Source organism: Pseudomonas sp. AC247 (assembly GCF_979258015.1).
On sequence record NZ_OZ409829.1, the window covers coordinates 1,790,197 to 1,815,002 of the forward strand.

Sequence of the window (24,806 nt, forward strand, 5' to 3'; positions counted from 1 at the left end):
CGGGCAGAAGCAAGGCGCAGAACGACAGTCGATGAGGTGAAGCATGGAAAACGTATGTGGCTGGATCGCGCAGGCCGGGAGTTCGCCGGAACGCGGTCGCCTGAGTGGCGCGCAAAAGGCCGACTGGCTGGTAATCGGTGGCGGGATTACCGGGCTCAGCGCCGCGCATACACTCGCCGAGCTGCACCCGCAGGCCCGCATTGTCGTGGTCGATCGCCAGCGTGCGGCGCAAGGCGCCTCGGCGCGCAACTCGGGATTTGTCGTGGCCCACGAGCATCCGGCGCACAGCGAATTGATCGGCACGCCGGGCTTTGCCGGGTTTGAAGTCGACACGATGATTTCGCGCACGGCCAGCGCAGAAGTGCGCCAGCGAATTGCCCGGCATGCCATCGACTGCGACTTTCGCGACAGCGGTTACTACTTCGCCGTGAGCGACCGGGCCAAGCTCGATCAGGTCGACGCCAAACTGGCGACACTGCGCGCGCTCGGTGCGCGAGCGGAGTTTGTGCAAGGCGCGGCACTGACGCAGCAGTTGGGCACCCGGCACTACCAGGCCGCGATCCGCTGCGGCAACGGCAACGCGCTGCTGCAACCGGCGAAGTACGTCAAAGGCTTGCTCAACGCCTTGCCGGGCAATATCACCGTTTACGAAAACACCGACATCAGCGGTCTCGAGCGCCTGAGTCAGGGCCGGCTGCGCGCCCACGGCGTGGCGGGCAGCATCGAGGCCCGGCAGGTGCTGGTCTGCCTCAATGCATTCATTCCTCGGGTCGGAATCGCCGACAGCTCGACTTTCCCCATGGAACTCAGCGCCAGCCTGACCCGACCGCTTACCGATCAAGAGTTTCAGGCCATCGGCGCCGTCGAGCCGTGGGGCGTGCTGTCGACCCGGCCACTGGGGGCGACGGTGCGGCTGACGCCCGATCGGCGCGTGATGATCCGCAACACCGCCGAATACCGTACGCGCGACCTTTGCCACAGCGAACTGGCGATCCGTCGCGCGCATCACGTTCGGGGGTTGCAACGGCGCTTTCCGTTCCTCGGCGAGCAGGACATCCAGTACACCTGGACCGGCCACCTGAGTGCGACGCGCAGTGGCCAGGCGTTTTTTGATCGGGTCGAGGAGGGCGTTTTCGCCGTTGCTGGCTGCAACGGTTCCGGCGTTGCGCGCGGATCCTTGTGGGGGCGGCTGCTCGCCGAACTGGCCTCGGGCGTTGACTCGCCGCTGTTGCAATCGGTGATGCAGCGGGCCGAGCCCGGCTGGCTGCCACCGCGCCCCTTTTTTGATATCGGTGCCATGCTTCGCATGCGCGTGGAGGCGGTCAGGGCCAGAACAGAAATCTGAAATTTCGCATTCCGCACAAGAACAAAAGCCACTCAACTCAGGTGACAGAACATGCGCATCCATCCACTTTCCCTGGCGGTCGTGCTCGCGGCCGGCTCGGCGTCGGTTTACGCCGACGAAACCGTGAACATCTCCAACTGGAACAGCTACATCGCCCCGGACACCCTGGCCAATTTCACTCAGGCGACCGGCATCAAGACCACCTACGACATCCATGACAGCAATGAAGTGCTGGAGTCGAAGTTGATGACCGGCAACACCGGTTATGACGTGGTCAGCCCGTCGAACCACTTTCTGTCGCGGCTGATCAAGGCTGGCGCGATTCAGAAGCTCGACAAGTCACAGCTGCCGAACTGGAAGAATCTCGATCCGGTGTTGCTGCACAAGCTTGAGGTCAACGACCCGGGCAATCAGTACGGCTACCCGTACATGTGGGGCACTGCGGGCATTGGTTATAACGTCGAGAAGATCAAGGCGATTTTCGGCAACACCGACGTCACCCGCTCGTGGAAAATGTTCTTCGACGAAGACACTATCAAGAAGCTCAGCCAGTGCGGCGTCGCCATCATCGACAACCCGACGCAGGTGCTGCCGATCACCCTCAACTACCTGGGCCTGCCGCCGCACAGCCATGAGCCGGCGGATTATAAAAAGGCCGAGCAGGCGCTGTTGAAGATCCGCCCGTATATCCAGTATTTCCACGCCTCGAAATACATCAGCGATCTGGCCAACGGTAACGTCTGCGCGGTGATCGGTTTCAACGGCGACATCGTCCAGGCCGCTGCGAGCGCGAAGGAAGCGAAGAATGGTATCGACATCGCTTACTCGATCCCGGACGAGGGCACGACACTGTGGTTCGACATGATGGTCATGCCGAAAAGCGCGCCGCACGAGAAGAACGCCTACGCCTACATGAATTACCTGCTTGAGCCGAAGGTGATCGCCAACATCAGCAACAGCATTCACTACGCCAACCCGAACGGTGCGGCGGATGAATTTCTCAACGCGGACGTGCAGCAGGATACGGCGATTTATCCGCCGAAAAGCGTGATGGAAAAACTGTTCACCGTGGAAGAACTGCCGGCGGCGATCGCCCGACTGTCGACACGCTTGTGGACCAAGCTGAAAACCAACACCTGACCTTTGCTACACGTCCCCCTGTAGGAGTTGCCGCAGGCTGCGATCTTTTGCTCTGGTTTTTTACCATCAAGATCAAAAGATCGCAGCCTGCGGCAGCTCCTACAGGGGGGTGGTGGTTTTGGGGGTGTCGTGGCAGGCGACTTGGTTGCGCCCGGCCGCTTTTGCCTGATACAGCTGTTGATCGGCGCGTTTGATCAGGGCGGTGGGGCTGTTGTCTGCCGGATCGGCCAGGCCTACGCCGATGCTCACCGTGACCTGGCCGACGGTGGCAAACTCTGCGTCAGCGACGGCTGCGCGGATCTTCTCGGCGACCACTTCAGGGGTGTCGGGCTGGGCGATTTCCGGGAGCAGCACGGCGAACTCTTCACCGCCGTAACGCGCGACAAAATCGGTGGTGCGCAGGCTGGTCTGAATCAACTGCGCCAGTTGTTTGAGCACCTCATCGCCGACCGCATGGCCGTGTGTGTCATTGATGCGCTTGAAGTAATCGGCATCGATCAGCAACAGCGCGAACGGGCGCCCGGTGCGTCGCGACAGCAGGCTGTATTCGGTGATCTTTTCGTCGAAGCGGCGACGGTTGTAAACGCCGGTCAACGCATCGTGTGTGGCCAGGCTGAGCAGCTCGGCATTGGCTTGCATCAGGTCGGCGGTGCGTTGCGCCACCGTGGCCTCCAGCGAGGCATTGGCTTCCTGCAGTTCGCGTTCCTTGCCGAGCAGCGATTGCGTCATTGCATCGATTGATTGCCCCAACTGTGCGATTTCGCGCACCGGATGCTGGAGCGGGAAGTGCGCGCCGGGCTGGTTGTCCTGCACCTGTTTGGCCGAGCGTGCGAGCTGTTCGATGGGACGGCTCAAGTACAGCGCCAGGTAATACGCCACCAACCCGAACAGCACTGCGGCGAACACCCCTAGCATGAGCAATTTGTACAGCAGCAGACGCGCCGGCTGCAGGGCGGTTTCCAGTGGCTGGCGAACCGCAATCGACCAGGTCAGCGCGGTGCTGGATGGCGTCGGCACGGTCACCATGCTCGTCAGGTAACCGTCACCCACCGACCAGCCTGGCGACTTTGCATCATTCGTCGCCAGTTGCTGGCCCATCAGCGCTTCGGGATACAACACCTTGCCGTCGTGATCGATGATCAGTGCTTCGATATCCGGCGCCGAATTTTTGTGCGAAAACGCCGCCGACTCGACGATGCGCGTGACCCAGCTCCAGTGCGCGTGCGCGCCCAGCACACCAATCACCTGACCGTCGGCGTTGTGGATCGGCGCAGCAAAATCGATGAACCGCAGCGGCTCGCCATTCGGCGTGCTTGGCAGCAACTTCGCCAGCAGCACGGCTTCATGCGGATCACCGGTATATTCACCGCGCAACCCGGCCTGAAACCACGGGCGCTGCTGCACCGATTGACCGACCAGCAAACCGTTGACCGCTTGGTGGACGGTGCCTTCGGCATCGGTCACGCCCATCCAGGCGTATTCATTGCGGGCCTGAGTGCGCAGTTGCATTGATTTCAATATCGCCGGATTGTCCAGGTCGCCACGCTCCAGATGCGGCGCCCGACTGAGCAGATAGACCTCCAGCTGCCGTTCGCGCAGTTGTTCCCCCAGCAAAGAGGCAGCCGACCGCGCAGTGTTCAACAACGCATTGCCGCTGGCCTGCTTCATCTGTTCGGTGGCGATATGGCCGACGTAGAAACCCACGCTGAGCAGCGTGAGCAAGGACAAACCGGCAAACCACAGGGTGAGATGGCTTCGCAGACTGGCTTTGAGCATGGGCGATGGCTGTCCTTATTGGCGTGGCGCCATGGTAGGCGACATCGTCAATCGCTGGCCAGTAAAGCGCTTGATGAAACTTGTCGAGGTTGATACCAATGAGCCAGCTGCTTGGGTAAAGTGTGCGCCGCCCGAGAGATGGATCCCGGGCGTTTCCCCATGGAGTTTTGCAGTGAAATACCTCAGCAAAGTAGTCGCCGCCGCACTGTTCGGTGTGGTTCTGGCAGGTTGCACCGGCACCCCGATGAACACCCAACAATACGACAGCAGCCAATACACCGTGCTTGGCCACAGCGAAGCCACCGCCACCGGCCTGCTGCTGTTCGGCGTCATCCCGATCCAGCAGAACAGCCGCTTCGTCCGCGCCCAGACCGCCGCGATCAAAGCCAAGGGCGGCGACGCAATGATCAACACCCAAGTCCAGGAAAACTGGTTCTGGGCATGGGTCCTGACCGGCTACACCACCAAAATCTCCGGTGACGTGGTCAAGCTGAAAACCGCGCAATAAGCGCCGGCAACCAGCAAAAAGCCCGACTGATCAGGCCGGGCTTTTTATTGGGGCAGCGGTGACGCCACAGACTCATGCTACACGGCGTTCGATCAGACGATCCGAGCCACCTTCGGCAACGCGGCGTTCGATCAGACGATCCGAACCACCTTCGGCAACGCGGCGTTCGATCAGATGATCCGAGCCACCTTCGGCAACGCGGCGTTCGATCAGACGATCCGAACCACCTTCAGCAACACGGCGTTCGATCAGACGATCCGAACCACCTTCGGCAACGCGGCGTTCGATCAGACGATCCGAGCCACCTTCAGCCACGCGACTTTCAATCAACCGGTCCGAGCCGCCTTCGGCGACCAGAGTGTGCGTCGGGGTGGCGGCAAAAGCGTTAATGGCGAAAACCGAGAAGGCGATGCTGAGAAGGGCTTGGCGTTTCATGATCGTGTGCTCCGGGGGTATGGGTTTGTCTGGAGCCGATGTTACGCCGAGGATTTTTTATGAGAACTTCATTGCCGTGATGGTGACCATCGACCGCAATGATGTTTAACCGCCCCCACGTTCTCCACTGTTTCTCCCGCCGTGGCCAAACCCGGTAGGAGCTGCCGCAGGCTGCGATCTTTTGATCTTGCCCCAGCCTCAACGCGCCGCCCGAACACACAACTCCCCCGTAGCCCGCACCAACGCCAGCTCATGCAACCGATCCACCGCCACCCCACTGCGCGCCGTCGCCAGCCAGACCGGACAATCCGCATCCCGTCGATGCGCCGCAAACGCCGCGTACTGCTGCAGCAGTCGGCTCTGCAACTCATCCAGCCGTGGCCGAATCTGCTGGCCCAAGTCCGGACGCGGCGTGTCCGGCGCCGCCCCCGCCGCCTGCCATTGCGCAAGCAACCCGTACTGCACCAGTTTATTGGCCTCCATTTGCGCGTCGATCAACTGCGCCACCTCTTCCGGGTCCAGCGTGTACTGCGTCGCCAGCGTGCGGGCATTGGCGATAACTTGCGCCTCCCGAGGGCTGTCCTGAATCGGCTTGCCACTGTCCCATTTGGTCAACGCAACGAGGTCGCCGATGTTCAGCCGTTCGTTCAGGGTTTCCAGCAATGGTTTCAAGGACTCGGGTGGTGTGGACGGGGCGGCTTGCACAGTCGCAGCGAATAAAACGAGGAACGTGCAGGGCAGTAAAGTTGGCAAGCGGAGCATGAACAGAGCCTCTTAAAAAAACATGGATGGGTGGCTGTGTACCACAGCCGGCTACTGACAATAAATGCGGATGTGAAATGTTAATTGCACCGCGCCGCCAACTCACCGAAGCTATCCTCAATCAGCCCTTCCGCCGTCGAGATGGACCTCCAGTCAATGCAAACCCCCAGCACCACCAAACCCCTCTGGCATACCTACCTGCTGTTCCTGGCCCCTATGGTGCTGTCCAACTTCCTGCAATCGATGTCGGGCACGGTGAACAGCATTTACATTGGTCAGATGCTTGGCACTCAGGCGTTGGCGGCGGTGTCGGGGATGTTCCCTATCGTGTTCTTTTTCATTGCCCTGGTGATCGGCCTCGGGGCGGGGGCCGGGGTGTTGATTGGTCAGGCGTGGGGCGCGCGGGAGCCGCACATGGTCAAAGCCATTGCCGGGGCGACGTTGTTGTTGGGGGTGTTGATCGGGCTGGTGGCGGCCGTGCTCGGCAGTGTGTTTGCGCGTCAGGCATTGACCGGTCTGGGGACGCCGGCGGATGTGCTGGAAGATGCCGTGGCGTATGCGCACGTGATGATGTGGATACTGCCGGCGATGTTGGTGTTTGTGCTGTTCACCCAGTTGTTGCGCGGGGTCAGCGATACGTTGTCGCCGTTGCTCGCACTGGTGGTGTCGACGTGTGTCGGGCTGGCGCTGACGCCGGCGTTGATTCGCGGCTGGTTCGGTTTGCCGCAGATGGGCATTCAGAGCGCAGCGTATGCCGGGCTGGCGGGCACGCTGTCGGCGATGGCGTGGCTGTCATGGCGGTTGATTCGCAAGGGCCATCCGTTGGCGCCGGACCGCGAGTTTTTCGCGGCCCTGAAACTGGACGGGGCGATTCTCGGCAAGGTGCTGCGCATCGGCTTGCCAACCGGGGTGCAGATGATTGTGCTGTCGCTGTCGGAGCTGGTGATTCTGGCGCTGGTCAACCAGCATGGCTCACAAGCGACAGCGGCCTACGGCGCAGTGACGCAGATCGTCAACTACGTGCAGTTTCCGGCGCTGTCGATTGCGATCACCGCGTCGATCCTTGGCGCGCAGGCGATCGGGGCAGGGCGGTTGGAGCGCATGGGGCCGATTCTGCGCACCGGGCTGTGGATCAACGTCTGTCTGACTGGCGGTTTGATCGTGCTCGGTTACCTGTTGTCGCACTGGCTGCTGGGGTTATTCCTGACCGAGGATTCGACCCGGGCGATGGCGGAACATCTGCTGCACATCATGTTGTGGAGCCTGTTGGTGTTCGGCTTCCAGGCAATTATTGGCGGGATCATGCGCGCCAGCGGCACGGTGTTGGTGCCGGTGGTCATCGCGATTATTTGCGTGGTGGGCGTGCAGTTGCCGGCGGCGTATTGGCTGGACAGCCAGTATGGCTTGCAGGGTGTGTGGATGGCGTTTCCCGTTGCGTATCTGGCGATGCTGGTGCTGCAGACGCTGTATTACAAACTCGTCTGGCAACACCAGAAAATCGAACGCCTGGTCTGATCCCTGTAGGAGCTGCCGCAGGCTGCGATCTTTTGATGTTGCTTTTGCAAAACAAGATCAAAAGATCGCAGCCTGCGGCAGCTCCTACATGGGGCGTGAATCGATGCAGTGTCAGCGACTGGCGCAACCGGCGGATGTTTGCTTAAGTCAATCGAGACCCTTGATGGCTGGCTTCGCCCGGAGAATCCCATGTCGATCCGAATGCTGCTGGCCGGCGCGTGTGTGCTGTGCGCCATCCCTGCCGCGCAGGCCGTCGAATACAACCGGGTCAACACCACGGCGAGCCAGATCAGTTTCACCTACAACCAGATGGGCTCGCGGATGTACGGCACCTTCGGCAAGTTCGAAGCGACGCTGGACTTCGACACCGACAACCTCGCCAGCGCCCACACCACCCTGCACATCGACCTTAATAGCATTGATGCCGGCAGCGAAGACGCCAACACTGAACTGGTCAAACCGGCATGGTTCGACACGGCTAAATTCCCTGTCGCAGTGTTTGAGTCGAGCCGTTTCACCCAAGTCGCCGAGCACCGCTACCTGATCGCCGGCCAGCTCACCCTCAAGGGCATCACCCGCGAGGTGGAGGTGCCGGTGGAATTGAAACCAGACCGCGACATCGGCATTTTCGACGGTGAACTGCTGCTCAAGCGCGACGAGTTTGGCCTCGGCGCAGGGGAGTGGGCGGACACCGTGGTGTCGAAAGACATCGCCATCAAGTTCAAGGTGGTGGCGCCACAGCAGTGACGCCCAGAACTCCTCAAGGCCTGCGAGGAATAGGAACGCAGCTTGAAAAATGGACGCTGAATCGGCGAAAGATCCCGCTTCCGGCAGATGAAATTCTCCTCAATGTAGGAGCTGCCGAAGGCTGCGATCTTTTGACGTTGTTTTCAAAAGACAAGATCAAAAGATCGCAGCCTTCGGCAGCTCCTACAGGGGGGTATCGGGACAGGGTATGATGGGGCGTTTTTTGCCGGAGTCGCTCGTCATGCCACGTATCACCCACTACAAAACCCCATGCCCCGAGGGCGTCAACAGCCAGATTCTGCAGATGGTTGTCGACTACCTGACTGATATCAGCGCGGTCGGTCTTGGCCCGAGCAATCTGCTGTACAACGTCTATCAGTATGCGGTCGGCTATGAGGTGCATCTGTATCTGGAGGCGTTGAACGGCGGGAAGGGCACTGAGGTGGAGTTGTTGGTGGCCACCGATGATGACGATCCGGAACAGGTCATCGGCTTTCTCTTGTACCTGCCGGTGCAGGGCGATTGGGAGGCGTGCAGCGTCGCTTACATGGCGGTGCGCGAAGGGCATCGGCGCCAAGGTGTGGCGCGGGCAATGATTGGCGAAATGGTCGGGCGTTATCCGCATGCCGAACTGGCCTGCACCGTTGGCAAAGTCCCGTACTTCGAAGCGTTGGGTTTTGAAGTGATCGGTCAGCGCGAGACGCAAGTGCTGATGAGTACCCGCCATTACCGCAGCAACGGCCTGCGCGGTTTTATCGATACCACACCGATTTACCGATCATTGGAAGTGCAGCAGATTCACACCTACCTGCTGCAGAAAAACAGCAAACGGGCGATGCTCGACGCGGAGAAACAGCGCGACCGCCATCTCGACCAGACCACCCGACATACCGAAGAATTTGTCCGCCAGCGCCTGACGGTGCACTGATACTACTTCGGCAAAAAAGCCCTTGCCGGGAATCCCGCAGCAAGGGCTTTTTTGTACCCGCCATTCAGCCGAGTTTGACGTTCATGGTGATCCGCGCGGTGAACACTTTTTTGCCCTCGGTATCGTGAATGTCCACATTGACGATTTTGTCGCCCGCGCTTTGCCAATCCACGCCCTCGCCAGTGGCTAGCGCTGTGACATCGGTTTTCGCCTTGGCCAGATACTCCACGGTCATGCCTTTGGGAATCCAGCGCGCGCCGGGCGGAATCGACACGTCAGTCATCATCCCGGCAGCCAGTTCTGCGGCGTTGCACATGGCAATCGCATGGACGGTGCCGAGGTGGTTGGTGATTTCGCGACAAAAGGGCACTTGCACGGTTGCCGCATTCGCTCGCAGTTCCGTCACCAGCGGATTGATGGTGCTGAAATACGGCGCTACCTGGCAGGCCATCTGGCTGAAAGCTTGCGGACCTGCGCTGTTGAACATGCTGAGAAACTGACTCATGGAGATCCATCGCTGAGCGTGATTTGCGGAATTATGTTCCGTTACAGAATAATGTTCTGTAACGGAACGGTATTCTGTTCAGAGGAATTCTGTCAACCTATGCACGTTTTCGCATTGGGCACGATGTGCCTTTTCCCTTCGTTGATTTCGGGTCGCAAGCCGCATGGAAACCGCCGATTTACTGGAACGCAGCTACCCCGGACGCCGCGCCGAACTCAAGCGCGATATCTTTCGCAAGGCGCTAAGCCTGTTCAACGAGCAGGGGATCGAAGCCACCACCATCGACATGATTCGTGCCGAATGTGGCACCAGCGTCGGGGCGATCTACCACCATTTCGGCAACAAGGAAGGTCTGGTCGCGGCGCTGTTCTTTACCGCGCTGGACGATCAGGCGCGTCTGCGCGACGCCTACCTCGACGCGGCAAAAACTACCGAAGAAGGCGTTCAGGCGCTGGTGTTCAGTTACCTCGATTGGGTCGAGCAGCAGCCGCAATGGGCACGGTTCCAGTACCACGCGCGGTTCGCCGTGACCAAGGGACCGTTCAAGGAGGAGTTGGCCGAGCGCAACAAGACGCGCAATTTGCGCCTGCGTGACTGGCTGGCCGAATCCGGACGCGCCGCCGAACTCAAGGCGTTGCCCGCCGAGTTGTTGCCGTCGCTGATCATCGGTCAGGCCGACAGCTATTGCCGGGCCTGGCTGGCCGGCAGGGTGAAGGGCAGCCCGACGGCGTATCGCGAGTTGCTGGCGCAAGCGGCATGGCGCTCGATTCGCGATGAATCACTGCCTGACTGCTGATTTACGAGGGCAAAAAACAGCCTGAAAACGCTTTGGCGGAGACGAAGTAGAGCCCGTGAGGCGGCGGCTCTTTCGACCATTGCAATGATTGTCGCGTACAACTCGTCACCTAACCCCTGTAGGAGCTGCCGAAGGCTGCGATCTGTTGCTCTTGTTTCCAAAGATCAACAGATCGCAGCCTCGTTTCACTCGTCAGCTCCTACCGGGGAGGTGTGGGGTTGACGCCGTTCCTGTAGGAGCTGCCGCAGGCTGCGATCTGTTGCTCTTGTTTCCAAAGATCAAAAGATCGCAGCCTCGTTTCACTCGTCAGCTCCTACCGGGGAGGTGTGGGGTTAGCGGGCGCCGGGCCAGCCGGCCTTGTCGAGGGCGGCGAGCAGGGTTTGCGCATCCAGCCCCGGTACAGCATGGCCATTGCCGGCGGTGCTTTCGCTGGCGAGCAGCGCGTTGATGATTGCCTCTTCAACCGCTTCAGTGGCGGCCAGAAACAGCTCGCTGATGTGGTCGTTATTGACCATGCGCAAACCCTCGCAGGTCGACGCGCCTTTGCCTTCATACGCGGCCGGCGGAACGTGATCATTGCCGGTGGCGAAGGCGATGAAGATGTCGCCGCTGTGATCCTCGTTACCGCCGCCGGTGCGCGCCAGACCGAGGCTGGCGCGTTGCGCCAGTCGCGTGCATTGATGGGGCAGCAGCGGTGCATCGGTGGCCAGGCAGACCACAATCGAACCCATGCCCGGATGCGGCAACGAGGCGCGCAGGAACGGTGAATCCACCTGTTCCATGTAGCGGCCGACCGGGTAACCGTCGACCCGCAATTCACTGCGAATGCCGTGGTTGGCTTGCACGATCGCGCCCACCGTCCAGCCGCCCTGAGCACTGCTCAAACGTCGCGATGCTGTGCCGATGCCACCCTTGAATTCATGGCAGATCATGCCGCTGCCACCGCCTACCGCGCCTTCCTGTACCGGGCCGGCGACCGCGTTGCGCATGGCTTCGGCGACGTGTTCAGGCTTGACGTGAAAACCGTTGATGTCGTTGATCAGCCCGTCGTAAGTTTCCAGCACCACCGGCATGTTCCAGTAGAGACGGCCATCGTCCGGTTGCTGCTCACGGTCCAGCACAATCAGCGCATCACGCACCACGCCGAGGCTGTGGGTGTTGGTAAACGCGATCGGGCTGGTCAGCAATCCGGCCTCGCGAATCCACTCAAGCCCGGTGGCATCACCGTTGCCGTTGAGCACATGCACCCCGGCAAAGCACGGTTGCTGGCTGGTCGAACCCGGGCGCGGCTCGATCAGCGTGACGCCGGTGCAGATGTCGCGCCCGGCGCTGCTGCGACCGCGCACATTGCTGTGGCCGACGCGGATGCCCGGCACATCGGTGATGGCGTTGAGCGGGCCGGGGTGCATCTGGCCGATACGGATATTCAGGTCACGGGCGCGAGGTTTCATCGATATCTGTCTCTCTAAAAATATTGGGCCGATCGCCAACCCTGTGGGAGCTGGCTTGCCAGCGATGACGGTGCTTCACCCGACGGATGTATCGGCTGAACAGACGCCATCGCTGGCAAGCCAGCTCCCACAGGGTCAGGCGGTATTTGCAAATGCTGAACCAAGCTCAGGCACCGGTTGATATCCCCACACCGCCCCCGCATGATGCGGCTCTGCTGGCGCGTCGCCGGTGATGAACAACAGTGGTCAGCCTACCGGGCCGACTGCGCCTGACCCATTCCCTTCATGGGTTATACAAAAGGGGTAGAGCGTGGACGCGTTGTTGCAGGAGTTGCCGGTGCATCAAAGTCTGGCGCGGGTATTTGCCAGCGTCGGGCAGGATGCTTTCTGGCGCGCATTGGTCGACACCCTGCGGCTGCTGGTGCCGCTGGACAACGCACTGGTTGCGGTGATGACGGCGGGGCAGGCGCCGCAATTGTTGATCGACTTCGACAGCAAGGGCCGCCCGGACGACCAGGAAGAACTGGCCGGTTACACCGCAGGCATGTACCTGCTCGATCCGTTCTATCAAACCGCGACCACCGGCATTGCCGATGGTTTGCACAGCCTGGCGTCGGTGGCGCCGGATCAGTTCCTGCACAGCGAGTACTACCAGAGTTACTTTCGCTCGGTGGTGGGCGAAGACGAATTGCAGTTCATCATCAATGTCGAGGCGGGCGTGCTCGGCCTGTCACTGGGGCGCTCGACGACGTTCAGCGCGAGCGAGCAGGGCCGGCTCTTGTGCGTGCGCGATTGGGTGCTGGCAGCGATGCATCGACACGTGCAACTGCTGCCGCCGCAAGGGCCAGCCGCTGAAGCAGTGGTGGGGGATCTGGCGACCTTGCTCGATCGCTTTGAAGCGCGCCTGACCGTGCGCGAGGTCGACACCGCGCGGTTGATTTTGCAGGGCTTCTCCAGCAAAGCGATTGCCCAGCAAATGGGCATTTCGCCGGAGACGGTCAAAGTCCATCGGCGCAATCTGTACCACAAGCTCAATGTCACCGGACACGGCGAATTGTTCGCCCTGGTGCTGCGCCAAAACCGCGATGGATGATTCGCCGTGGTGCTGCGCCAAAACCGCGATGGATGATTACTGTAGGAGCTGTCGAGTGAAACGAGGCTGCGATCTTTTGATCTTGTGTTTTAACAGCAACATCAAAAGATCGCAGCCTGCGGCAGCTCCTACACGGGGTTAGCTGATGCGTTGGAAGACCAAGGCTTTCAGGCCGCTCTCAGGATCAACATCCGGGAATTCCGGCGGATTTTCCAGGCGCTGTTCGAAGCGCAGGCCAGGCGCCTGCTCGGTCACACCATCAATCAAAAAGTCCGGGCCGAACGCCGGGTCATTCATGCACGCGAGCACCGTACCTTGCGCCGTCAGCAATTCCGGCAGGCGGCGCAGCACGCGCTGATAATCCTTGGTCAGCAGGAAACTGCCTTTCTGAAACGACGGCGGATCGATGATGACCAGGTCGTAAGGGCCGCTGTTGATCACCTTGCCCCAGGATTTGAACAGGTCATGACCGAGGAAGCTGACTTTGCTCAAGTCATGGCCATTCAAGCGGTGATTGTCGCGACCGCGACTCAGCGCTGCCCGTGACATGTCGAGGTTAACCACATGGCTGGCGCCACCCTCGATGGCCGCCACGGAAAAACCGCAGGTGTAGGCAAACAGGTTAAGGATGCGTTTGCCGTCGGCCTGTTCGCGCACCCAGTTGCGCCCGTAACGCATATCGAGAAACAGCCCGGCGTTCTGCTTGCGGCCCAGATCGACGCGATACTGCAAGCCGCCCTCGACGATGGTCATTTCGTCGATCTCATCGCCCAGCAACCATTCAGCCGTGCTTTGCGGCAGGTAGCGGTGCTGGATCAACAGCGTCTTCGCAGCGCACTGCTGCCATTGCTCAGTACTGGTGAGGTCCAGCAGCAAACGCTTGAGGTTTTCCAGCTGCTCAGGTTCCGGCTCCTTGAACAGCGACACCAGCACTACGCCCTGCAACCAGTCCACGGTCAACTGCTCAAGCCCCGGCCAGCAGCGCCCGCGTCCGTGGAACAGGCGACGGGTTTCGCTCGGTGCGGCCGCCAGTGCAGGCAGCAGATGGGCGTGGAGGATGGCGAGGGCTTCAGGGTTCATCGGTCAACGTCGGCGAGCAAAAGGGCCGGCATTTTAACCACAAATACGCCGTCGCGAACGTTCGGTGCGACGCAGCAAAAACACGCTTTTGGAAAAGAGCTGTATCAAAAATGAATTTCTGCAGGGCGCGCTGCTCATACCTGATAAGCAGCGGATTCAAGCCGCTAAATCGTTAATGCAATTCCGGGAGTGCCAGTTCATGTGTCCAATACCGACGGCGAGCGCGCACCTTCCTGGCGGGTTGATTCTGGTAGTTGAGGATGATCCGTTGATTCTGGAGTTTCTCTGCGAAATTCTTCAGGAGGAAGGTTTCAAGGTCGAGCCGCAGACCAGCGCCGACGCCGCATCACAATACCTTGAGGAACACGCGCCGGAAGTGGCGTTGTTGCTCACCGACATCACCATGCCCGGCACCCTCAACGGCGCCGACCTGGCGAATCTGGTCGGCGATCGCTGGCCGGACAAGCCGGTGATGGTCATGTCCGGCTATGAAACGCCCGAGACCTCAGGGGTCAAGCATCCGGTGGCGTTCATCAAGAAGCCTTGGGCCATCGGGCAATTGCTCGACTGTGTCGACAGCGCCTTCAAATCCAAGGCGCCGCGTCTGCACTGACAAGTGCTACATTGCCGGGCAAAACTGCCCGGCCCCTTGCCAGAGGATGCGACCCTTTGCCTGCTCAAGATGCTCTATTCAACCGCGCGTTCGGCGCGTTTCTGTTCGACATGGACGGCACTGTCCTCAACTCCATCGCCGCCGCTGAGCGGATCTGGTCCGCCTGGGCCGTGCGCCATGGCGTGGAGGTCGAGACGTTTTTGCCGACCATTCACGGTGCCCGGGCCATCGACACGATCAATCGGCTGAACCTGCCGGGCGTGGACGCCGAGGCGCAAGCGGCGTTCATCACCGAGGCGGAAATCGACGACGTTGAAGGCATCGTCGAAATTCCCGGCGCGGCGGCGTTTCTTCGCAGCCTGCCTGCCGATCGTTGGGCGATGGTGACTTCAGCGCCGCGCGATCTGGCGCTGCGCAGAATGGCTGCCGCCGGGATTGCCGAACCGGCCGTGATGATTACCGCGGAAGACGTCAAGGCCGGTAAACCCGACCCGGCCGGCTACCTGCTGGCGGCCGGACGTCTTGGGCTTGAACCGCGCGACTGCCTGATTTTTGAAGACGCCACCGTCGGCATCCAGGCCGCCGAAGCGGCTGGCGCGGCGCTGATGATCATCACCACGACGCACCAGCATCCGCTTGAAACGGCGCACGCGACATTGGCCAGTTACGCCGACATCAGCGTCAAAATCGACAACGACGGCAAGCTCCACCTCCAACCCAACTGACCCCGATCTGTGGGAGCTGCCGCAGGCTGCGATCTTTTGATCTTGCTTCTGAAAATAAAGATCAAAAGATCGCAGCCTGCGGCAGCTCCTGCATGGGGTACGTTGTGCGAGTTCAGTAGAGGCCTGGGATGAGGCGCCAGCTGCGTGCGCAGTACGCGTCATATTCAGCGCCGAACTGCGCGCGCAACAGGGCTTCTTCGGAATGAATGCGGGCGATCAACGGAATCAAGGTCAACGCCGCCAGCACCAGCCCGACGCTGGAACGAAACGCCAGCGCCCAGCCCACGGCATTCACCACCAGGCCCAGATAACTTGGATTGCGTAGATGCTGGTAGATCCCGTCCGTCACCAGGCGATGCCCCGGCTGGATCGCGACCAGACCACTGAACCGTCGCCCCAGCACAAACACCGGCCACAGCCGCAACGCGCCGCCGACGATAAACAGCAACGCCCCCAGCCAACGCACGCCTTCGCCGCCAAACGTCCAAAAATTGATGCGGTCGCAATAGGCCGGCAGAAAACCACTGATCAAACCGATGACCCCGAACGCCGGAAGCACCCAGCGATTGGCCCGGTCCTCGCGTTCCCCGGAACTGAGGTTGACCTCGGTAAACAGCGAGGCCACCACCATGGCCACGGTCGCCAGCGCCACCAGCACCAGCGAGCCGTGGGAGAAAAACATCGCCACGCCACCGATTCCCCACACGGCCAGGCCCAGATAGGCGAGGGTGGCGAGCACCGCGACCACGGTCATTTGCGCTGACATTCTCATGGCGATCTCACGGCAGGCTGCTGATCCATTCAGTGTAGGAGCTGCCGCAGGCTGCGATCTTTTGATGGCGTTTTTTAAAGCAGGATCAAAAGATCGCAGCCTTCGGCAGCTCCTACAGGGATTGCCGGTGTACGCCTACCGATGAACCTGTGGGAGCGGGCTTGCCCGCGATGAGGCCCGTTCAGTCAGCGGAAATCTCACTACCGGTCAAAACCGTGCGAAAGGTTTCTACCAAGGGCCGCAAATTGATCCGGTGCCACGCTGCCCATAGCGGTGTGGTAAACGCCAGCCACGGCACTTCGCGCAGCACCACGCCGGGTGGCGCGTTATGGCTCAAGCCTTTCTGAATCATCGCAATCCCCAGCCCCGATGCCACCAGCCCCAGCGCGGTGAACGGCTCGGTCGCCTGCATGCGCACGTCCGGCGTGAAGCCTGCGCGGATGCACGCGCTGACAAACTCATCACTGGCATCCTGACGCGGCTGCACGCCGATCCATTCCTGCCCGGCCAGGTCCAGCGGGCTCAACACGGCTTGCTGCGCCAGCGGATGCTGTTCCGGCAATGCCAGCAGCATCGGATCATCCAGCACCTGAAAACCCAGCAGATCCGGGTCGTCATCGGTCGGCGGCTCACTCACCAACGCAATATCGAGACTACGCTGTCGCAGGCCTTCCAGTTGTTCGGCCGAACTCAGGTTGTACAAGGCGACATGCACATTGGACCGATCAACGCGCAACACGCGCAGGGCATTGGGCAAAACCCCGGCATGCATGGCGTTCTCGATGTAGCCGATGCACAAGCCGCCTTCTTCACCACGACCCAGGCGCTTGCCGAGGGATTCGAGGCGATTGGCGTGGGTCAGCAGGGCGCGGGTTTCGGCGAGAAAGGTCTGGCCGTCGCGGGTCAGGCGAATGCGCTGTTGGCTGCGCTCGAACAGGGTCAGGCCCAGGCGTTCTTCGAGCTGTGCGATCTGCCGGCTCAGGGGCGACTGGGAAATGTGCAGCCGTTCGGCGGCGCGGCCGACGTGTTCTTCCTCGGCGACGGCGACGAAGTAGCGCAATTGGCGGATGTCGATCATGTCAGACCTATAGGGACTCAAGTGCTGCGCATTATGTCTTGGACGGTCTCGGTGTCGCAATCTAGGATCTGCTCAACGGTCACGCAGACCCAGAACCTGTGAGGAACATCCAATGAGCTTGAAAGACAAACTGCCCGGCCAACTGGGCTTCGGCACCGCACCACTGGGCAATATGTTCCGGGCAATTGCCGAGGAAGAAGCGCAAGCCACCGTGCATGCCGCGTGGGATGCCGGCGTGCGCTACTTCGACACCGCGCCGTTCTACGGCTCGGGCCTGTCGGAAATTCGCCTCGGCGAAGCGTTGAAGCAGTACAACCGCGACGACTACGTGCTCAGCAGCAAGGTCGGCCGGGTAATTCTCGACGAAGTCGAAGACGCCGCTGCCCGTGATCTCGGCGAAAAAAGTGGTGTGTTCGAACACGGTCGCCCGAACAAGATCGTCAACGACTACAGCGCTGACGCGACGATGCGTTCGATCGAAGACAGTCTCAAGCGCTTGCAAACTGATCGCCTCGACATCGTCTGGGTGCACGACATCGCCCAGGACTTCTACGGTGATCAATGGCTGGAATACTTCAATCAGGCCCGCACCGGCGCGTTCAAAGTGCTGACCCGTTTGCGCGAAGAAGGTGTGATCAAGGGCTGGGGTTTGGGCGTGAACAAAGTCGAGCCGTGTGAACTGACCCTCGACCTGACGGAAGCCCAGCCTGACGGGTTCCTGCTGGCCGGTCGCTACACCTTGCTGGATCACGAACGTCCCCTGCAACGGCTGATGGATTCGGCGCTGGCGCAGAACGTTGAAATCGTCGTCGGCGGGCCGTACAGCTCGGGGATTCTGGCCGGTGGTTCGCACTTCGAATACCAGAAAGCCAGCCCTGAGATCATCGCCAGGGTGGATCAGATCAAGCGTATCGCCGCGGCCTACAACGTCGATGTAAAAGCTGCCGCACTGCAATTTTCACTGGCCAACCCAGCGGTCGCGGCGGTGATTCCCGGTGCAAGCAAGCCGGGGCGGATTGCTGAAGATGTGGCGGCGTTGTCGGCGGTCATTCCTGCCGGGTTCTGGCAGGCCTTGCGTGACGCGAAACTGGTTTCTGAACGGGCGCCGTTGCCGGATCAAAAGATCGCAGCCTTCGGCAGCTCCTACATGGGAGGTGTGTAATGAAGATTGATTTGGGTGGCAAACTGGCGATTGTCAGTGGCAGTACGGCGGGCATTGGCCTGGGCATCAGCCAGTCATTGGCTGAGGCGGGGGCCACGGTGGTCGTCATTGGCCGTGACGCCGGCAAGGTCGAACAGGCGCTGGCGAGCATCCGCGAGAAAGTCCCGGGTGCGCAATTGCGCGGTTTGACGGCGGATTTGGGCACCGCCGACGGCGCGCAAAAACTCTTTGCCGCTGAACCGCGTGCCGACATTCTGGTGAACAACCTCGGCATCTTCGACGCCGTCGATTTCTTCGAAGCGCCGGACAGCGAGTGGACACGCTTCTACGAAGTCAACGTGATTTCCGGCGTGCGCCTGGCGCGGCATTACGTGCCGGCGATGGTCGAGCAGGGCTGGGGTCGGGTGATCTTCCTGTCCTCGGAATCCGGCGTTGCCACACCGGCTGACATGATCAACTACGGCGTGACCAAAAGCGCCAATCTGGCGGTGTCCCACGGCTTGGCCAAACGTCTGGCTGGCACCGGGGTGACGGTCAATGCGATCCTGCCGGGACCGACCTTCACCGATGGCCTGCAAGACATGCTCAAGGATGCCGCCGCCGAATCCGGGCGCAGCCTGCGTGATGAGGCCGACGCCTTTGTGCTCAAGGCCCGCCCGACCTCGATCATCCAGCGCGTGGCGGATGTAGAAGAGGTCGCGCATCTGGTGACCTACATCGCTTCGCCCCTGTCTTCGGCCACCACTGGCGCAGCCTTGCGCGTCGACGGCGGCGTGGTCGACAGCCTGACTATCTGAATTGTTCAAGAGAGACGTTTATTTATGCCTATAGCATCTGCAACCATCGATATCCCGGCTTCGGCCGATCAGGTCTGGCAATTGATCGGCGGCTTCAACACGCTGCCGGACTGGCTGCCGTTCATTCCCAACAGCGAACTGAGCGACGGCGGGCGTGTGCGCACCCTGCAAACGGCGGATGGCGGCGTGGTGGTCGAGCGCCTGCAAACGTTCGACAATGCCGCGAAGACTTACAGCTATTCGATCGAACAGGCGCCGTTCCCGGCCACTGATTATCTGGCAACGATCAAGGTCGAAGCCCAGGGGCAGGGCGCCCGGGTCACATGGTCGGGCCGCTTCAACGCCAAAGGCGTGAGTGACGAAGAAGTGGTGGCGCTGTTCAACGGCATCTACCAGGGCGGCCTGGAAGCGCTGCGCGCCAACTACCCAACCTGAGGAACACCTCGATCCAATGTAGGAGTGAGCCTGCTCGCGATAGCAATCTGTCGGTAACGAATAAGTTGACTGACACACCGCTATCGCGAGCAGGCTCACTCCTACAGGGGTTGCACTCCAAGGTGGGGGTCAGGAATTTTCGATCATGCTCTGTCGGCAATCGAGGAACACCTCGATCCAATGTAGGAGTGAGCCTGCTCGCGATAGCAATCTGTCGGTAACGAATAAGTTGACTGACACACCGCTATCGCGAGCAGGCTCACTCCTACAGGGGTTGCATTCCAGGGTGGAGGTCAGGAATTTTCGATCAGGCTCTGGCGGCAATCGAGCAGCAGTTCGCGCCACCCGGATGCCGACTTCCAGACTGATGAGGAAGTGCTGACGCCGTTCAACGGCATCTACCAGCCTAGAAGCGCTGCGCGCCAACTACCCAACCTGAGGAACACCTCGATCCAGTGTAGGAGTGAGCCTGCTCGCGATAGCAATCTGTCAGTAACGAATAAGTTGACTGACACACCGCTATCGCGAGCAGGCTCACTCCTACAGGGGTTGCATTCCAAGGTGGGGGTCAGGAATTTTCGATCAGGCTCTGGCGGCAATCGAGCAGCAGTTTCGCGCCGCCCAGATCGCTGCTGCCGACTTCAAGGCTGAAGCCATGCAGGCTGGCAATCGCCGCGACAATCGACAGGCCCAAACCAAAACCACCCTGCGGTTGCCCGCCCTCGGCGCGATAGAAACGCTGGAACACCGCCTCGCGCTCGGCCTCGGGAATCCCCGGGCCGGAATCGTGCACTTCAATCCGCGTCTGCCCACCGGCATTCACCCCGCGCAGCATCACCGTGCCGCCGGGTGGCGTGAACTTGATCGAGTTGCTCAGCAGATTGGCCAACGCTTCAAACAGCAACGCCCGATCACCATTGAGTGCAGGCAACGTCTCCGGCATGTTCAAGTCGAAACGCAGCTCGCCTTCCTCGGCCAGCGGCAGGTAAAACTCATGCAGCTCTTCCAGCAGTTGCACCGGATCCAGCTCGACGAACCCTGAGCGCCGCTGCCGATCCTCCAGCTCGGAAATCCGCAACAACCCGCGAAACCGCGCCATCAGCGTATCCGCTTCCGCTAGCACCAGATCCAGTTGCGCCGCTTCCTGCGAACCTTCGCCAGCCTGCTGCTGCATGCGATACAACTGCGCGCGCAAGCGGGTCAGCGGGGTGCGCAAATCATGCGCGATGTTGTCGCAGACGCCTTTGACCTCATTCATCAAGCGTTCGATGCGTTCAAGCATGGCGTTGACGATGGCCGCGAGCATGTCCAGTTCATCGCGACGGTTGGACAGCGGCAATCGGTGCGTCAGGTCGCCGGCAACAATCGACTGCGCACTGGCCTGGATCGCACGAATACGCCGCAACGGTCGCCGCCGCAACAAATGCCAGCCGGCAATCCCCGGCAGAATCGTCAGCGACACACCCCAGAACAACGCGTGCAAAATGATCCGGGTTACCGCAAACAACGAACCGTTGTCGCGCAGCAACACCAGCCAGCGGCCGTCGCGGGTTTGTGTGGCGACGGCGTCGCAGCTGTCATTGGGCAGGGTCGGGTCATCGGAATCGGCGCAGTCGGCGAGCATATGGATCTTGCCGTCCAGCGGCAGGCCCTCGGGGATCTGCTGCAGTGCGCCGCCCAGATACGTGCCCTGCGCATCGAATAGTCCATAGGCGTCGATGCCGCGAATGTCGAAGGTCATGCTCGCGGCGAGGGCTTCTTCCAGTTGAGCACCGCGAAAATGCGAGAACAAATGCTGACGTTGCATCAGCGAATGTTTGGCGAGGTTGTCGAGGTAACCGGACACCTCGTAATACATGACCCCCATGAGGATCGCGCTCCAGGCCACGAACAGCGAACTGTACAGCGCCAGCAAACGGCTGCTGGAGGAGCGCCAGCCGTCAGACGGGTTCGGCAATGACATAACCCGAGCCCCGTACCGTGCGGATCAACGGAACGTTGCCCACCGCGTCGATTTTCTTGCGCAGACGGCCGATGTGCACGTCGATGAGGTTGGTGCCCGGGTCGAAGTGATAACCCCAGACTTCCTCGAAAATCATCATCCGCGAGAGGATCTGGCCACTGTTGCGCATGAGGAATTCGAGCAGCTTGTATTCGGTCGGCAGCAGCGTCAGCACCTGCTCGGCGCGGCGCGCTTCGTGGCTGATCAAATCCAGCTCAAGGTCGGCGACCTGCAACGTCGTCGCCTGGGTGGCGACGCTGTTCTGGCGGCGCAGCAAGACTTCAACCCGCGCGGCCATTTCATCGGTGGCGAACGGTTTGGTCAGGTAGTCATCGCCACCGGCACGCAAGCCGCGCACGCGTTCATCGACATCGGAAAGGGCACTGATCATCAGAATCGGCGTGGCCACGCCCATGGTCCGCAGCGTGGTGACGATGGCCAAACCATCGAGCTCCGGCAACATGCGGTCGAGGGTGATCAGGTCGTAATTGCCGCTCACGGCGCGGTCGAGGCCTTCACGGCCATTGTCGACCCAGTCGACGTCGAGCCCGTGGCTGCTCAGTTCGGCGACGATTTCCCGGGCGGTCACGGCGTCGTCTTCGATGGTCAATATACGAGTCATAGCGCAGGCCTTGATCGGTTCAAACGGAATGGCAGCATTTTGCCAAGAATTTTCCGTGACGCTTTAAATTAACTTTCATGTTGTAGCTGTCATTTGCGCGCCTTGGCGATTAATTTGCACGAACGTTGATATCATCTGGCCACAATTTAAAACAGGAGTGGTTTCGTGCGTACTTCGATTCGCCGTGGCTGGATGCCAATGTTCGGCCTGTTGCTAGTGTTCGGCAGCGCTTCATCCTGGGCGGCCAACACGCCTTGTTCGGGGAAGAAAGGCGGGATTGATCGCTGCGACGGCGACTTGTTCCTGTGCAATGACGGCTCGATCAGCGGCTCGAAGAAAAGCTGCGCAGCGATGTTTGGCGAGCGCCAGCAGGCACGGCCGCAAAATTTCCTCCAGAGCGATGAGGGTTGCGCCTGTGGTACCGGTTCATTCTGTACCGGACCACGTGGCGGGGTGTATTGCCTGACGCCAAGCGGTAACAAGAGCTACAAACGTAAATAACTGGCATTTGTGCCAATGCATAAAACCCGCTGTTATCGGGCGCTTGTTGCAAATTGCATGGTCTGAGGAAGTTCATTCTTTGTAACTTGCTGAATAACAACGATTTATTTTATTTCGGTTTCTGGCACGGTCGCTGCAATTCCTCTCGTGACGAGTTGTAACACCATTTTTCATGCCTGGAGCAGAACAACAATGAATAGATCCCCTGATGGGTTTTATCCCGCCGTTGAAGAGTCGAGCAGCGTTTCGGGCGTGTCCTGGGGCGCGATTTTCGCCGGTGCTGCGGCTGCCGCTGCCCTGTCGATGATTTTGGTTTTGCTCGGTTTCGGTTTGGGTTTCTCTGCCGTTTCACCGTGGGCCGGAGAGGGCGTCAGCGCCAAGGGCCTGGGCATATCGACAATCGTCTGGCTGGCAGTGACGCAAATCATCGCTTCCGGCATGGGTGGCTACATCGCCGGTCGCCTGCGGGTGAAGTGGGCGAACATGCACGGCGATGAAGTGTATTTCCGTGATACCGCCCATGGCTTCCTCGCCTGGTGTGTGGCGACGCTGGTCACTGCGATTCTGGTGGTGGGCTCGGTCAGTAGTGTAATCAGTGGTGGTGTGCAGGCCGGTGCCAGTGTCGCTGGCGGCGCAGCCAGTGCCATGACCCAAGCGGCCGGTACCGCTGCGGCCAACACCGACAGCAACCAGTACGGCTACTACATCGACAACCTGTTCCGCGATGACCGTCCGGCTTCTGTCAGCGATGACGCCGCGCATGGTGCCGTAGCGCGTATCTTCGCCCAGAGCCTGGCCAACGGTCAGCTCAGCGCCGAAGATCGTACCTATCTGGCGCAACTGGTGGCGCAACGGACCAACCTCAGTCAGGCCGATGCTGAACGTCGTGTCGACGAGATCTACGCTCGCACTCAGAAAGCCATTGCCGACGCCAAGCTGAAAGCTCAACAAGCCGCTGACACCGCCGCCAAAGTCGCTGCCGTGACGTCGCTGTGGATGTTCGTCGCGCTGTTGGCCGGTGCGTTCTTTGCCAGCTTCGCAGCCACCTTCGGCGGTCGTCGCCGGGATGCGGTTGAGTACGTTGAAGTCGACACCTACACCACGACCACTCCAGTCCGTTAACAAGGAGCATCACCATGCGCTCATTACTGCTGTTTTTCCTCGGTGTACCGATCCCGATCATCATCCTGATCGCCCTGTTCGTGCACTGATTCAACGAACCATTGGGGCCCATGCCTCGGCCGCTGCCACCTTCGGGTGGTAGCGGCTTTTTGCATTCTGGGGGGCCAGCGGCGAGAATCGCCGACGGAAGTGGATCGGCCGCTTTTACCTCTTTAAGGATGAACACGTTGGACAAGAAGGAAATCAAGCGCCAGTTGGTGGAAATGCTCGAAGCCGGGCGTTCGAAAACCGAAACGTTCAAGGCGCTGTCGGGCGGCAAGGTCAAGGATCGGGTGTTGGCGGCGTGGATCGGTGCCCGGCCGGATCCGGCGCTCAGAGAAAAACACTCACTCAAGGTCACGCTGTTGATCGTGCTGATCTGTATTCAGGCGTTTATCGGCGCGGTGTCCGGGTTCTTTCTGTTTTACGAAGTCAGCGCCGGCCTGGCACTGACCATGATGTTGATCGCCGGCGGCGTTCCGCTGTTGTTTGCCTGGTGCTTCTACAAAAACGTCGCGGCGGCCTACACGGTCTTCATCATCCTCAACATCAGCCAGGTGTCGCGCATGTTCAAAGGCTATGAGGAGGATCCGCTGTCGACCGTGATCGCCGTCGGCATCACCTTCGCGATCGTGTTCTACGCCGGTTGGGTCAAATCGCTGCTGTTCCCGGACCTGGGATTTATCGGCGCGAAAAAGATCAAGGGGCAGTTCGTCTTCTCCAATTGATCGTTGAACAATCCGACTGTTTTCACTGGCCTGGATCAATATTTCGCCTGGCGATATCGCCTAACGTAAATGATCCAGGCCTTTGCTGAGGTATGAACTACAGTGCTTCACGCGCACCTTGGTTGCGCT

Annotated in this window: 26 protein-coding genes; 16 read left to right on the forward strand and 10 right to left on the reverse strand. The window is 60.4% G+C overall.

What is annotated here, in order from left to right; genetic code table 11:
- Window positions 1-43 precede the first annotated feature (43 nt).
- Together ACZZ0B_RS08250 and ACZZ0B_RS08255 are read left to right on the forward strand one after the other, a co-directional pair.
- A complete protein-coding gene (locus ACZZ0B_RS08250; RefSeq protein ID WP_463544826.1) occupies window positions 44-1,345 on the forward strand; it encodes an NAD(P)/FAD-dependent oxidoreductase in 1,302 nt (433 codons plus the stop codon).
- A 51-nt stretch (window positions 1,346-1,396) separates the two neighbouring features.
- The gene (locus tag ACZZ0B_RS08255) at window positions 1,397-2,485 is read left to right on the forward strand and encodes a polyamine ABC transporter substrate-binding protein (RefSeq protein WP_440095500.1); all 1,089 of its coding nucleotides are present in this window, start codon (window positions 1,397-1,399) and stop codon (window positions 2,483-2,485) included.
- Window positions 2,486-2,584: 99 nt separating this feature from the next.
- Here the strand turns inward: ACZZ0B_RS08255 and ACZZ0B_RS08260 are convergent, their stop codons facing one another.
- Window positions 2,585-4,261: a sensor domain-containing diguanylate cyclase gene (locus ACZZ0B_RS08260; RefSeq protein WP_463544827.1), complete on the reverse strand. Its 1,677-nt coding sequence runs from the start codon at window positions 4,259-4,261 to the stop codon at window positions 2,585-2,587.
- Between the two features lie 172 nt (window positions 4,262-4,433).
- Between ACZZ0B_RS08260 and ACZZ0B_RS08265 the strand changes: the two genes are divergently transcribed.
- Window positions 4,434-4,769, forward strand: a complete 336-nt coding sequence (locus ACZZ0B_RS08265; RefSeq protein ID WP_008078105.1) for a hypothetical protein — start codon at window positions 4,434-4,436, stop codon at window positions 4,767-4,769.
- A 72-nt stretch (window positions 4,770-4,841) separates the two neighbouring features.
- On the opposite strand, the gene ACZZ0B_RS08270 is transcribed toward ACZZ0B_RS08265, so the two are convergent.
- Together ACZZ0B_RS08270 and ACZZ0B_RS08275 are read right to left on the reverse strand one after the other, a co-directional pair.
- A complete protein-coding gene (locus ACZZ0B_RS08270) occupies window positions 4,842-5,204 on the reverse strand; it encodes a hypothetical protein (protein ID WP_463544828.1) in 363 nt (120 codons plus the stop codon).
- 198 nt (window positions 5,205-5,402) lie between these two features.
- Entirely contained in the window at window positions 5,403-5,966 is a 564-nt protein-coding gene (locus ACZZ0B_RS08275; RefSeq protein WP_463544829.1) for a chorismate mutase, read from the reverse strand.
- Window positions 5,967-6,122: 156 nt separating this feature from the next.
- Between ACZZ0B_RS08275 and ACZZ0B_RS08280 the strand changes: the two genes are divergently transcribed.
- From ACZZ0B_RS08280 to ACZZ0B_RS08290, 3 genes are all read left to right on the forward strand, one after another.
- Window positions 6,123-7,481, forward strand: coding sequence for an MATE family efflux transporter (locus ACZZ0B_RS08280; protein WP_440095507.1), 1,359 nt, complete (start codon window positions 6,123-6,125; stop codon window positions 7,479-7,481).
- A gap of 189 nt (window positions 7,482-7,670) precedes the next feature.
- The gene (locus tag ACZZ0B_RS08285) at window positions 7,671-8,228 is read left to right on the forward strand and encodes a YceI family protein (protein WP_463544830.1); all 558 of its coding nucleotides are present in this window, start codon (window positions 7,671-7,673) and stop codon (window positions 8,226-8,228) included.
- Window positions 8,229-8,469: 241 nt separating this feature from the next.
- Complete coding sequence (locus ACZZ0B_RS08290) at window positions 8,470-9,156, forward strand: GNAT family N-acetyltransferase (protein WP_463544831.1); 687 nt, start codon at window positions 8,470-8,472, stop codon at window positions 9,154-9,156.
- A 64-nt stretch (window positions 9,157-9,220) separates the two neighbouring features.
- Here the strand turns inward: ACZZ0B_RS08290 and ACZZ0B_RS08295 are convergent, their stop codons facing one another.
- Complete coding sequence (locus tag ACZZ0B_RS08295) at window positions 9,221-9,661, reverse strand: hotdog fold domain-containing protein (protein WP_008083085.1); 441 nt, start codon at window positions 9,659-9,661, stop codon at window positions 9,221-9,223.
- A gap of 163 nt (window positions 9,662-9,824) precedes the next feature.
- On the opposite strand from ACZZ0B_RS08295, the gene ACZZ0B_RS08300 reads away from it, so the two are divergent.
- Window positions 9,825-10,457 carry a TetR/AcrR family transcriptional regulator gene (locus tag ACZZ0B_RS08300; RefSeq protein WP_463544832.1) on the forward strand — a complete coding sequence of 211 codons (633 nt, stop codon included), beginning with the start codon at window positions 9,825-9,827 and terminating at the stop codon, window positions 10,455-10,457.
- Window positions 10,458-10,789: 332 nt separating this feature from the next.
- Here ACZZ0B_RS08300 and ACZZ0B_RS08305 read toward each other — a convergent pair whose 3' ends face one another.
- Window positions 10,790-11,908, reverse strand: a complete 1,119-nt coding sequence (locus ACZZ0B_RS08305; protein WP_463544833.1) for a DmpA family aminopeptidase — start codon at window positions 11,906-11,908, stop codon at window positions 10,790-10,792.
- 310 nt (window positions 11,909-12,218) lie between these two features.
- Here ACZZ0B_RS08305 and ACZZ0B_RS08310 point away from each other — a divergent pair, with 310 nt between their 5' ends.
- Window positions 12,219-13,001 carry a helix-turn-helix transcriptional regulator gene (locus ACZZ0B_RS08310; protein WP_440095513.1) on the forward strand — a complete coding sequence of 261 codons (783 nt, stop codon included), beginning with the start codon at window positions 12,219-12,221 and terminating at the stop codon, window positions 12,999-13,001.
- A 138-nt stretch (window positions 13,002-13,139) separates the two neighbouring features.
- Here ACZZ0B_RS08310 and ACZZ0B_RS08315 read toward each other — a convergent pair whose 3' ends face one another.
- On the reverse strand, window positions 13,140-14,081 hold the full coding sequence (locus ACZZ0B_RS08315) for a class I SAM-dependent methyltransferase (RefSeq protein WP_463544834.1): 942 nt from the start codon (window positions 14,079-14,081) through the stop codon (window positions 13,140-13,142).
- Window positions 14,082-14,280: 199 nt separating this feature from the next.
- Between ACZZ0B_RS08315 and ACZZ0B_RS08320 the strand changes: the two genes are divergently transcribed.
- Together ACZZ0B_RS08320 and ACZZ0B_RS08325 are read left to right on the forward strand one after the other, a co-directional pair.
- Window positions 14,281-14,694 (forward strand): response regulator, encoded by a 414-nt coding sequence (locus ACZZ0B_RS08320; protein ID WP_008087405.1) that lies wholly within the window; start codon window positions 14,281-14,283, stop codon window positions 14,692-14,694.
- 56 nt (window positions 14,695-14,750) lie between these two features.
- A complete protein-coding gene (locus ACZZ0B_RS08325) occupies window positions 14,751-15,419 on the forward strand; it encodes an HAD-IA family hydrolase (RefSeq protein WP_463544835.1) in 669 nt (222 codons plus the stop codon).
- Between the two features lie 112 nt (window positions 15,420-15,531).
- Here ACZZ0B_RS08325 and ACZZ0B_RS08330 read toward each other — a convergent pair whose 3' ends face one another.
- Together ACZZ0B_RS08330 and ACZZ0B_RS08335 are read right to left on the reverse strand one after the other, a co-directional pair.
- Window positions 15,532-16,191 (reverse strand): methyltransferase family protein, encoded by a 660-nt coding sequence (locus tag ACZZ0B_RS08330; RefSeq protein WP_440095517.1) that lies wholly within the window; start codon window positions 16,189-16,191, stop codon window positions 15,532-15,534.
- A gap of 181 nt (window positions 16,192-16,372) precedes the next feature.
- The gene (locus tag ACZZ0B_RS08335; protein ID WP_463544836.1) at window positions 16,373-17,269 is read right to left on the reverse strand and encodes a LysR substrate-binding domain-containing protein; all 897 of its coding nucleotides are present in this window, start codon (window positions 17,267-17,269) and stop codon (window positions 16,373-16,375) included.
- Window positions 17,270-17,381: 112 nt separating this feature from the next.
- On the opposite strand from ACZZ0B_RS08335, the gene ACZZ0B_RS08340 reads away from it, so the two are divergent.
- The 3 genes from ACZZ0B_RS08340 to ACZZ0B_RS08350 are packed head-to-tail and all read left to right on the forward strand — an operon-like array spanning window position 17,382 to window position 19,663.
- On the forward strand, window positions 17,382-18,431 hold the full coding sequence (locus tag ACZZ0B_RS08340) for an aldo/keto reductase (RefSeq protein WP_440095519.1): 1,050 nt from the start codon (window positions 17,382-17,384) through the stop codon (window positions 18,429-18,431).
- Window positions 18,431-19,228: an SDR family NAD(P)-dependent oxidoreductase gene (locus ACZZ0B_RS08345; protein WP_463544837.1), complete on the forward strand. Its 798-nt coding sequence runs from the start codon at window positions 18,431-18,433 to the stop codon at window positions 19,226-19,228. The genes ACZZ0B_RS08340 and ACZZ0B_RS08345 overlap by 1 nt, the downstream gene beginning before the upstream one ends.
- 24 nt (window positions 19,229-19,252) lie before the next feature.
- Window positions 19,253-19,663: an SRPBCC family protein gene (locus ACZZ0B_RS08350; RefSeq protein ID WP_463544838.1), complete on the forward strand. Its 411-nt coding sequence runs from the start codon at window positions 19,253-19,255 to the stop codon at window positions 19,661-19,663.
- Window positions 19,664-20,231: 568 nt separating this feature from the next.
- Here ACZZ0B_RS08350 and ACZZ0B_RS08355 read toward each other — a convergent pair.
- Window positions 20,232-21,626 carry a sensor histidine kinase gene (locus ACZZ0B_RS08355; RefSeq protein WP_463544839.1) on the reverse strand — a complete coding sequence of 465 codons (1,395 nt, stop codon included), beginning with the start codon at window positions 21,624-21,626 and terminating at the stop codon, window positions 20,232-20,234.
- Window positions 21,604-22,287, reverse strand: a complete 684-nt coding sequence (locus tag ACZZ0B_RS08360) for a response regulator transcription factor (protein WP_008082365.1) — start codon at window positions 22,285-22,287, stop codon at window positions 21,604-21,606. Before ACZZ0B_RS08360 ends, ACZZ0B_RS08355 begins: the two co-directional genes overlap by 23 nt.
- Before the next feature lie 198 nt (window positions 22,288-22,485).
- Here ACZZ0B_RS08360 and ACZZ0B_RS08365 point away from each other — a divergent pair, with 198 nt between their 5' ends.
- The 3 genes from ACZZ0B_RS08365 to ACZZ0B_RS08375 all read left to right on the forward strand — a co-directional run bounded on the left by ACZZ0B_RS08365 (window position 22,486) and on the right by ACZZ0B_RS08375 (window position 24,677).
- Window positions 22,486-22,788: a YdcA family protein gene (locus ACZZ0B_RS08365; protein ID WP_463546917.1), complete on the forward strand. Its 303-nt coding sequence runs from the start codon at window positions 22,486-22,488 to the stop codon at window positions 22,786-22,788.
- A gap of 192 nt (window positions 22,789-22,980) precedes the next feature.
- Entirely contained in the window at window positions 22,981-23,910 is a 930-nt protein-coding gene (locus ACZZ0B_RS08370) for a hypothetical protein (protein WP_008082367.1), read from the forward strand.
- Between the two features lie 218 nt (window positions 23,911-24,128).
- Window positions 24,129-24,677, forward strand: coding sequence for a hypothetical protein (locus ACZZ0B_RS08375; protein ID WP_463544840.1), 549 nt, complete (start codon window positions 24,129-24,131; stop codon window positions 24,675-24,677).
- The last annotated feature ends 129 nt before the right edge of the window (window positions 24,678-24,806 follow it).

Excerpts from the sequence above, each read along its gene's own strand:
- ACZZ0B_RS08355 (WP_463544839.1), bottom strand. The coding sequence starts at position 21,626 with ATGTCATTGCCGAACCCGTCTGACGGCTGGCGCTCCTCCAGCAGCCGT.
- ACZZ0B_RS08370 (WP_008082367.1), top strand. The coding sequence starts at position 22,981 with ATGAATAGATCCCCTGATGGGTTTTATCCCGCCGTTGAAGAGTCGAGC.
- ACZZ0B_RS08345 (WP_463544837.1), top strand. The coding sequence starts at position 18,431 with ATGAAGATTGATTTGGGTGGCAAACTGGCGATTGTCAGTGGCAGTACG.
- ACZZ0B_RS08295 (WP_008083085.1), bottom strand. The coding sequence starts at position 9,661 with ATGAGTCAGTTTCTCAGCATGTTCAACAGCGCAGGTCCGCAAGCTTTC.
- ACZZ0B_RS08275 (WP_463544829.1), bottom strand. The coding sequence starts at position 5,966 with ATGCTCCGCTTGCCAACTTTACTGCCCTGCACGTTCCTCGTTTTATTC.
- ACZZ0B_RS08305 (WP_463544833.1), bottom strand. The coding sequence starts at position 11,908 with ATGAAACCTCGCGCCCGTGACCTGAATATCCGTATCGGCCAGATGCAC.
- ACZZ0B_RS08315 (WP_463544834.1), bottom strand. The coding sequence starts at position 14,081 with ATGAACCCTGAAGCCCTCGCCATCCTCCACGCCCATCTGCTGCCTGCA.
- ACZZ0B_RS08270 (WP_463544828.1), bottom strand. The coding sequence starts at position 5,204 with ATGAAACGCCAAGCCCTTCTCAGCATCGCCTTCTCGGTTTTCGCCATT.
- ACZZ0B_RS08365 (WP_463546917.1), top strand. The coding sequence starts at position 22,486 with ATGTTCGGCCTGTTGCTAGTGTTCGGCAGCGCTTCATCCTGGGCGGCC.
- ACZZ0B_RS08280 (WP_440095507.1), top strand. The coding sequence starts at position 6,123 with ATGCAAACCCCCAGCACCACCAAACCCCTCTGGCATACCTACCTGCTG.
- ACZZ0B_RS08255 (WP_440095500.1), top strand. The coding sequence starts at position 1,397 with ATGCGCATCCATCCACTTTCCCTGGCGGTCGTGCTCGCGGCCGGCTCG.
- ACZZ0B_RS08260 (WP_463544827.1), bottom strand. The coding sequence starts at position 4,261 with ATGCTCAAAGCCAGTCTGCGAAGCCATCTCACCCTGTGGTTTGCCGGT.
- ACZZ0B_RS08335 (WP_463544836.1), bottom strand. The coding sequence starts at position 17,269 with ATGATCGACATCCGCCAATTGCGCTACTTCGTCGCCGTCGCCGAGGAA.
- ACZZ0B_RS08320 (WP_008087405.1), top strand. The coding sequence starts at position 14,281 with ATGTGTCCAATACCGACGGCGAGCGCGCACCTTCCTGGCGGGTTGATT.
- ACZZ0B_RS08285 (WP_463544830.1), top strand. The coding sequence starts at position 7,671 with ATGTCGATCCGAATGCTGCTGGCCGGCGCGTGTGTGCTGTGCGCCATC.
- ACZZ0B_RS08340 (WP_440095519.1), top strand. The coding sequence starts at position 17,382 with ATGAGCTTGAAAGACAAACTGCCCGGCCAACTGGGCTTCGGCACCGCA.
- ACZZ0B_RS08300 (WP_463544832.1), top strand. The coding sequence starts at position 9,825 with ATGGAAACCGCCGATTTACTGGAACGCAGCTACCCCGGACGCCGCGCC.
- ACZZ0B_RS08250 (WP_463544826.1), top strand. The coding sequence starts at position 44 with ATGGAAAACGTATGTGGCTGGATCGCGCAGGCCGGGAGTTCGCCGGAA.
- ACZZ0B_RS08290 (WP_463544831.1), top strand. The coding sequence starts at position 8,470 with ATGCCACGTATCACCCACTACAAAACCCCATGCCCCGAGGGCGTCAAC.
- ACZZ0B_RS08330 (WP_440095517.1), bottom strand. The coding sequence starts at position 16,191 with ATGAGAATGTCAGCGCAAATGACCGTGGTCGCGGTGCTCGCCACCCTC.
- ACZZ0B_RS08350 (WP_463544838.1), top strand. The coding sequence starts at position 19,253 with ATGCCTATAGCATCTGCAACCATCGATATCCCGGCTTCGGCCGATCAG.
- ACZZ0B_RS08375 (WP_463544840.1), top strand. The coding sequence starts at position 24,129 with ATGAACACGTTGGACAAGAAGGAAATCAAGCGCCAGTTGGTGGAAATG.
- ACZZ0B_RS08360 (WP_008082365.1), bottom strand. The coding sequence starts at position 22,287 with ATGACTCGTATATTGACCATCGAAGACGACGCCGTGACCGCCCGGGAA.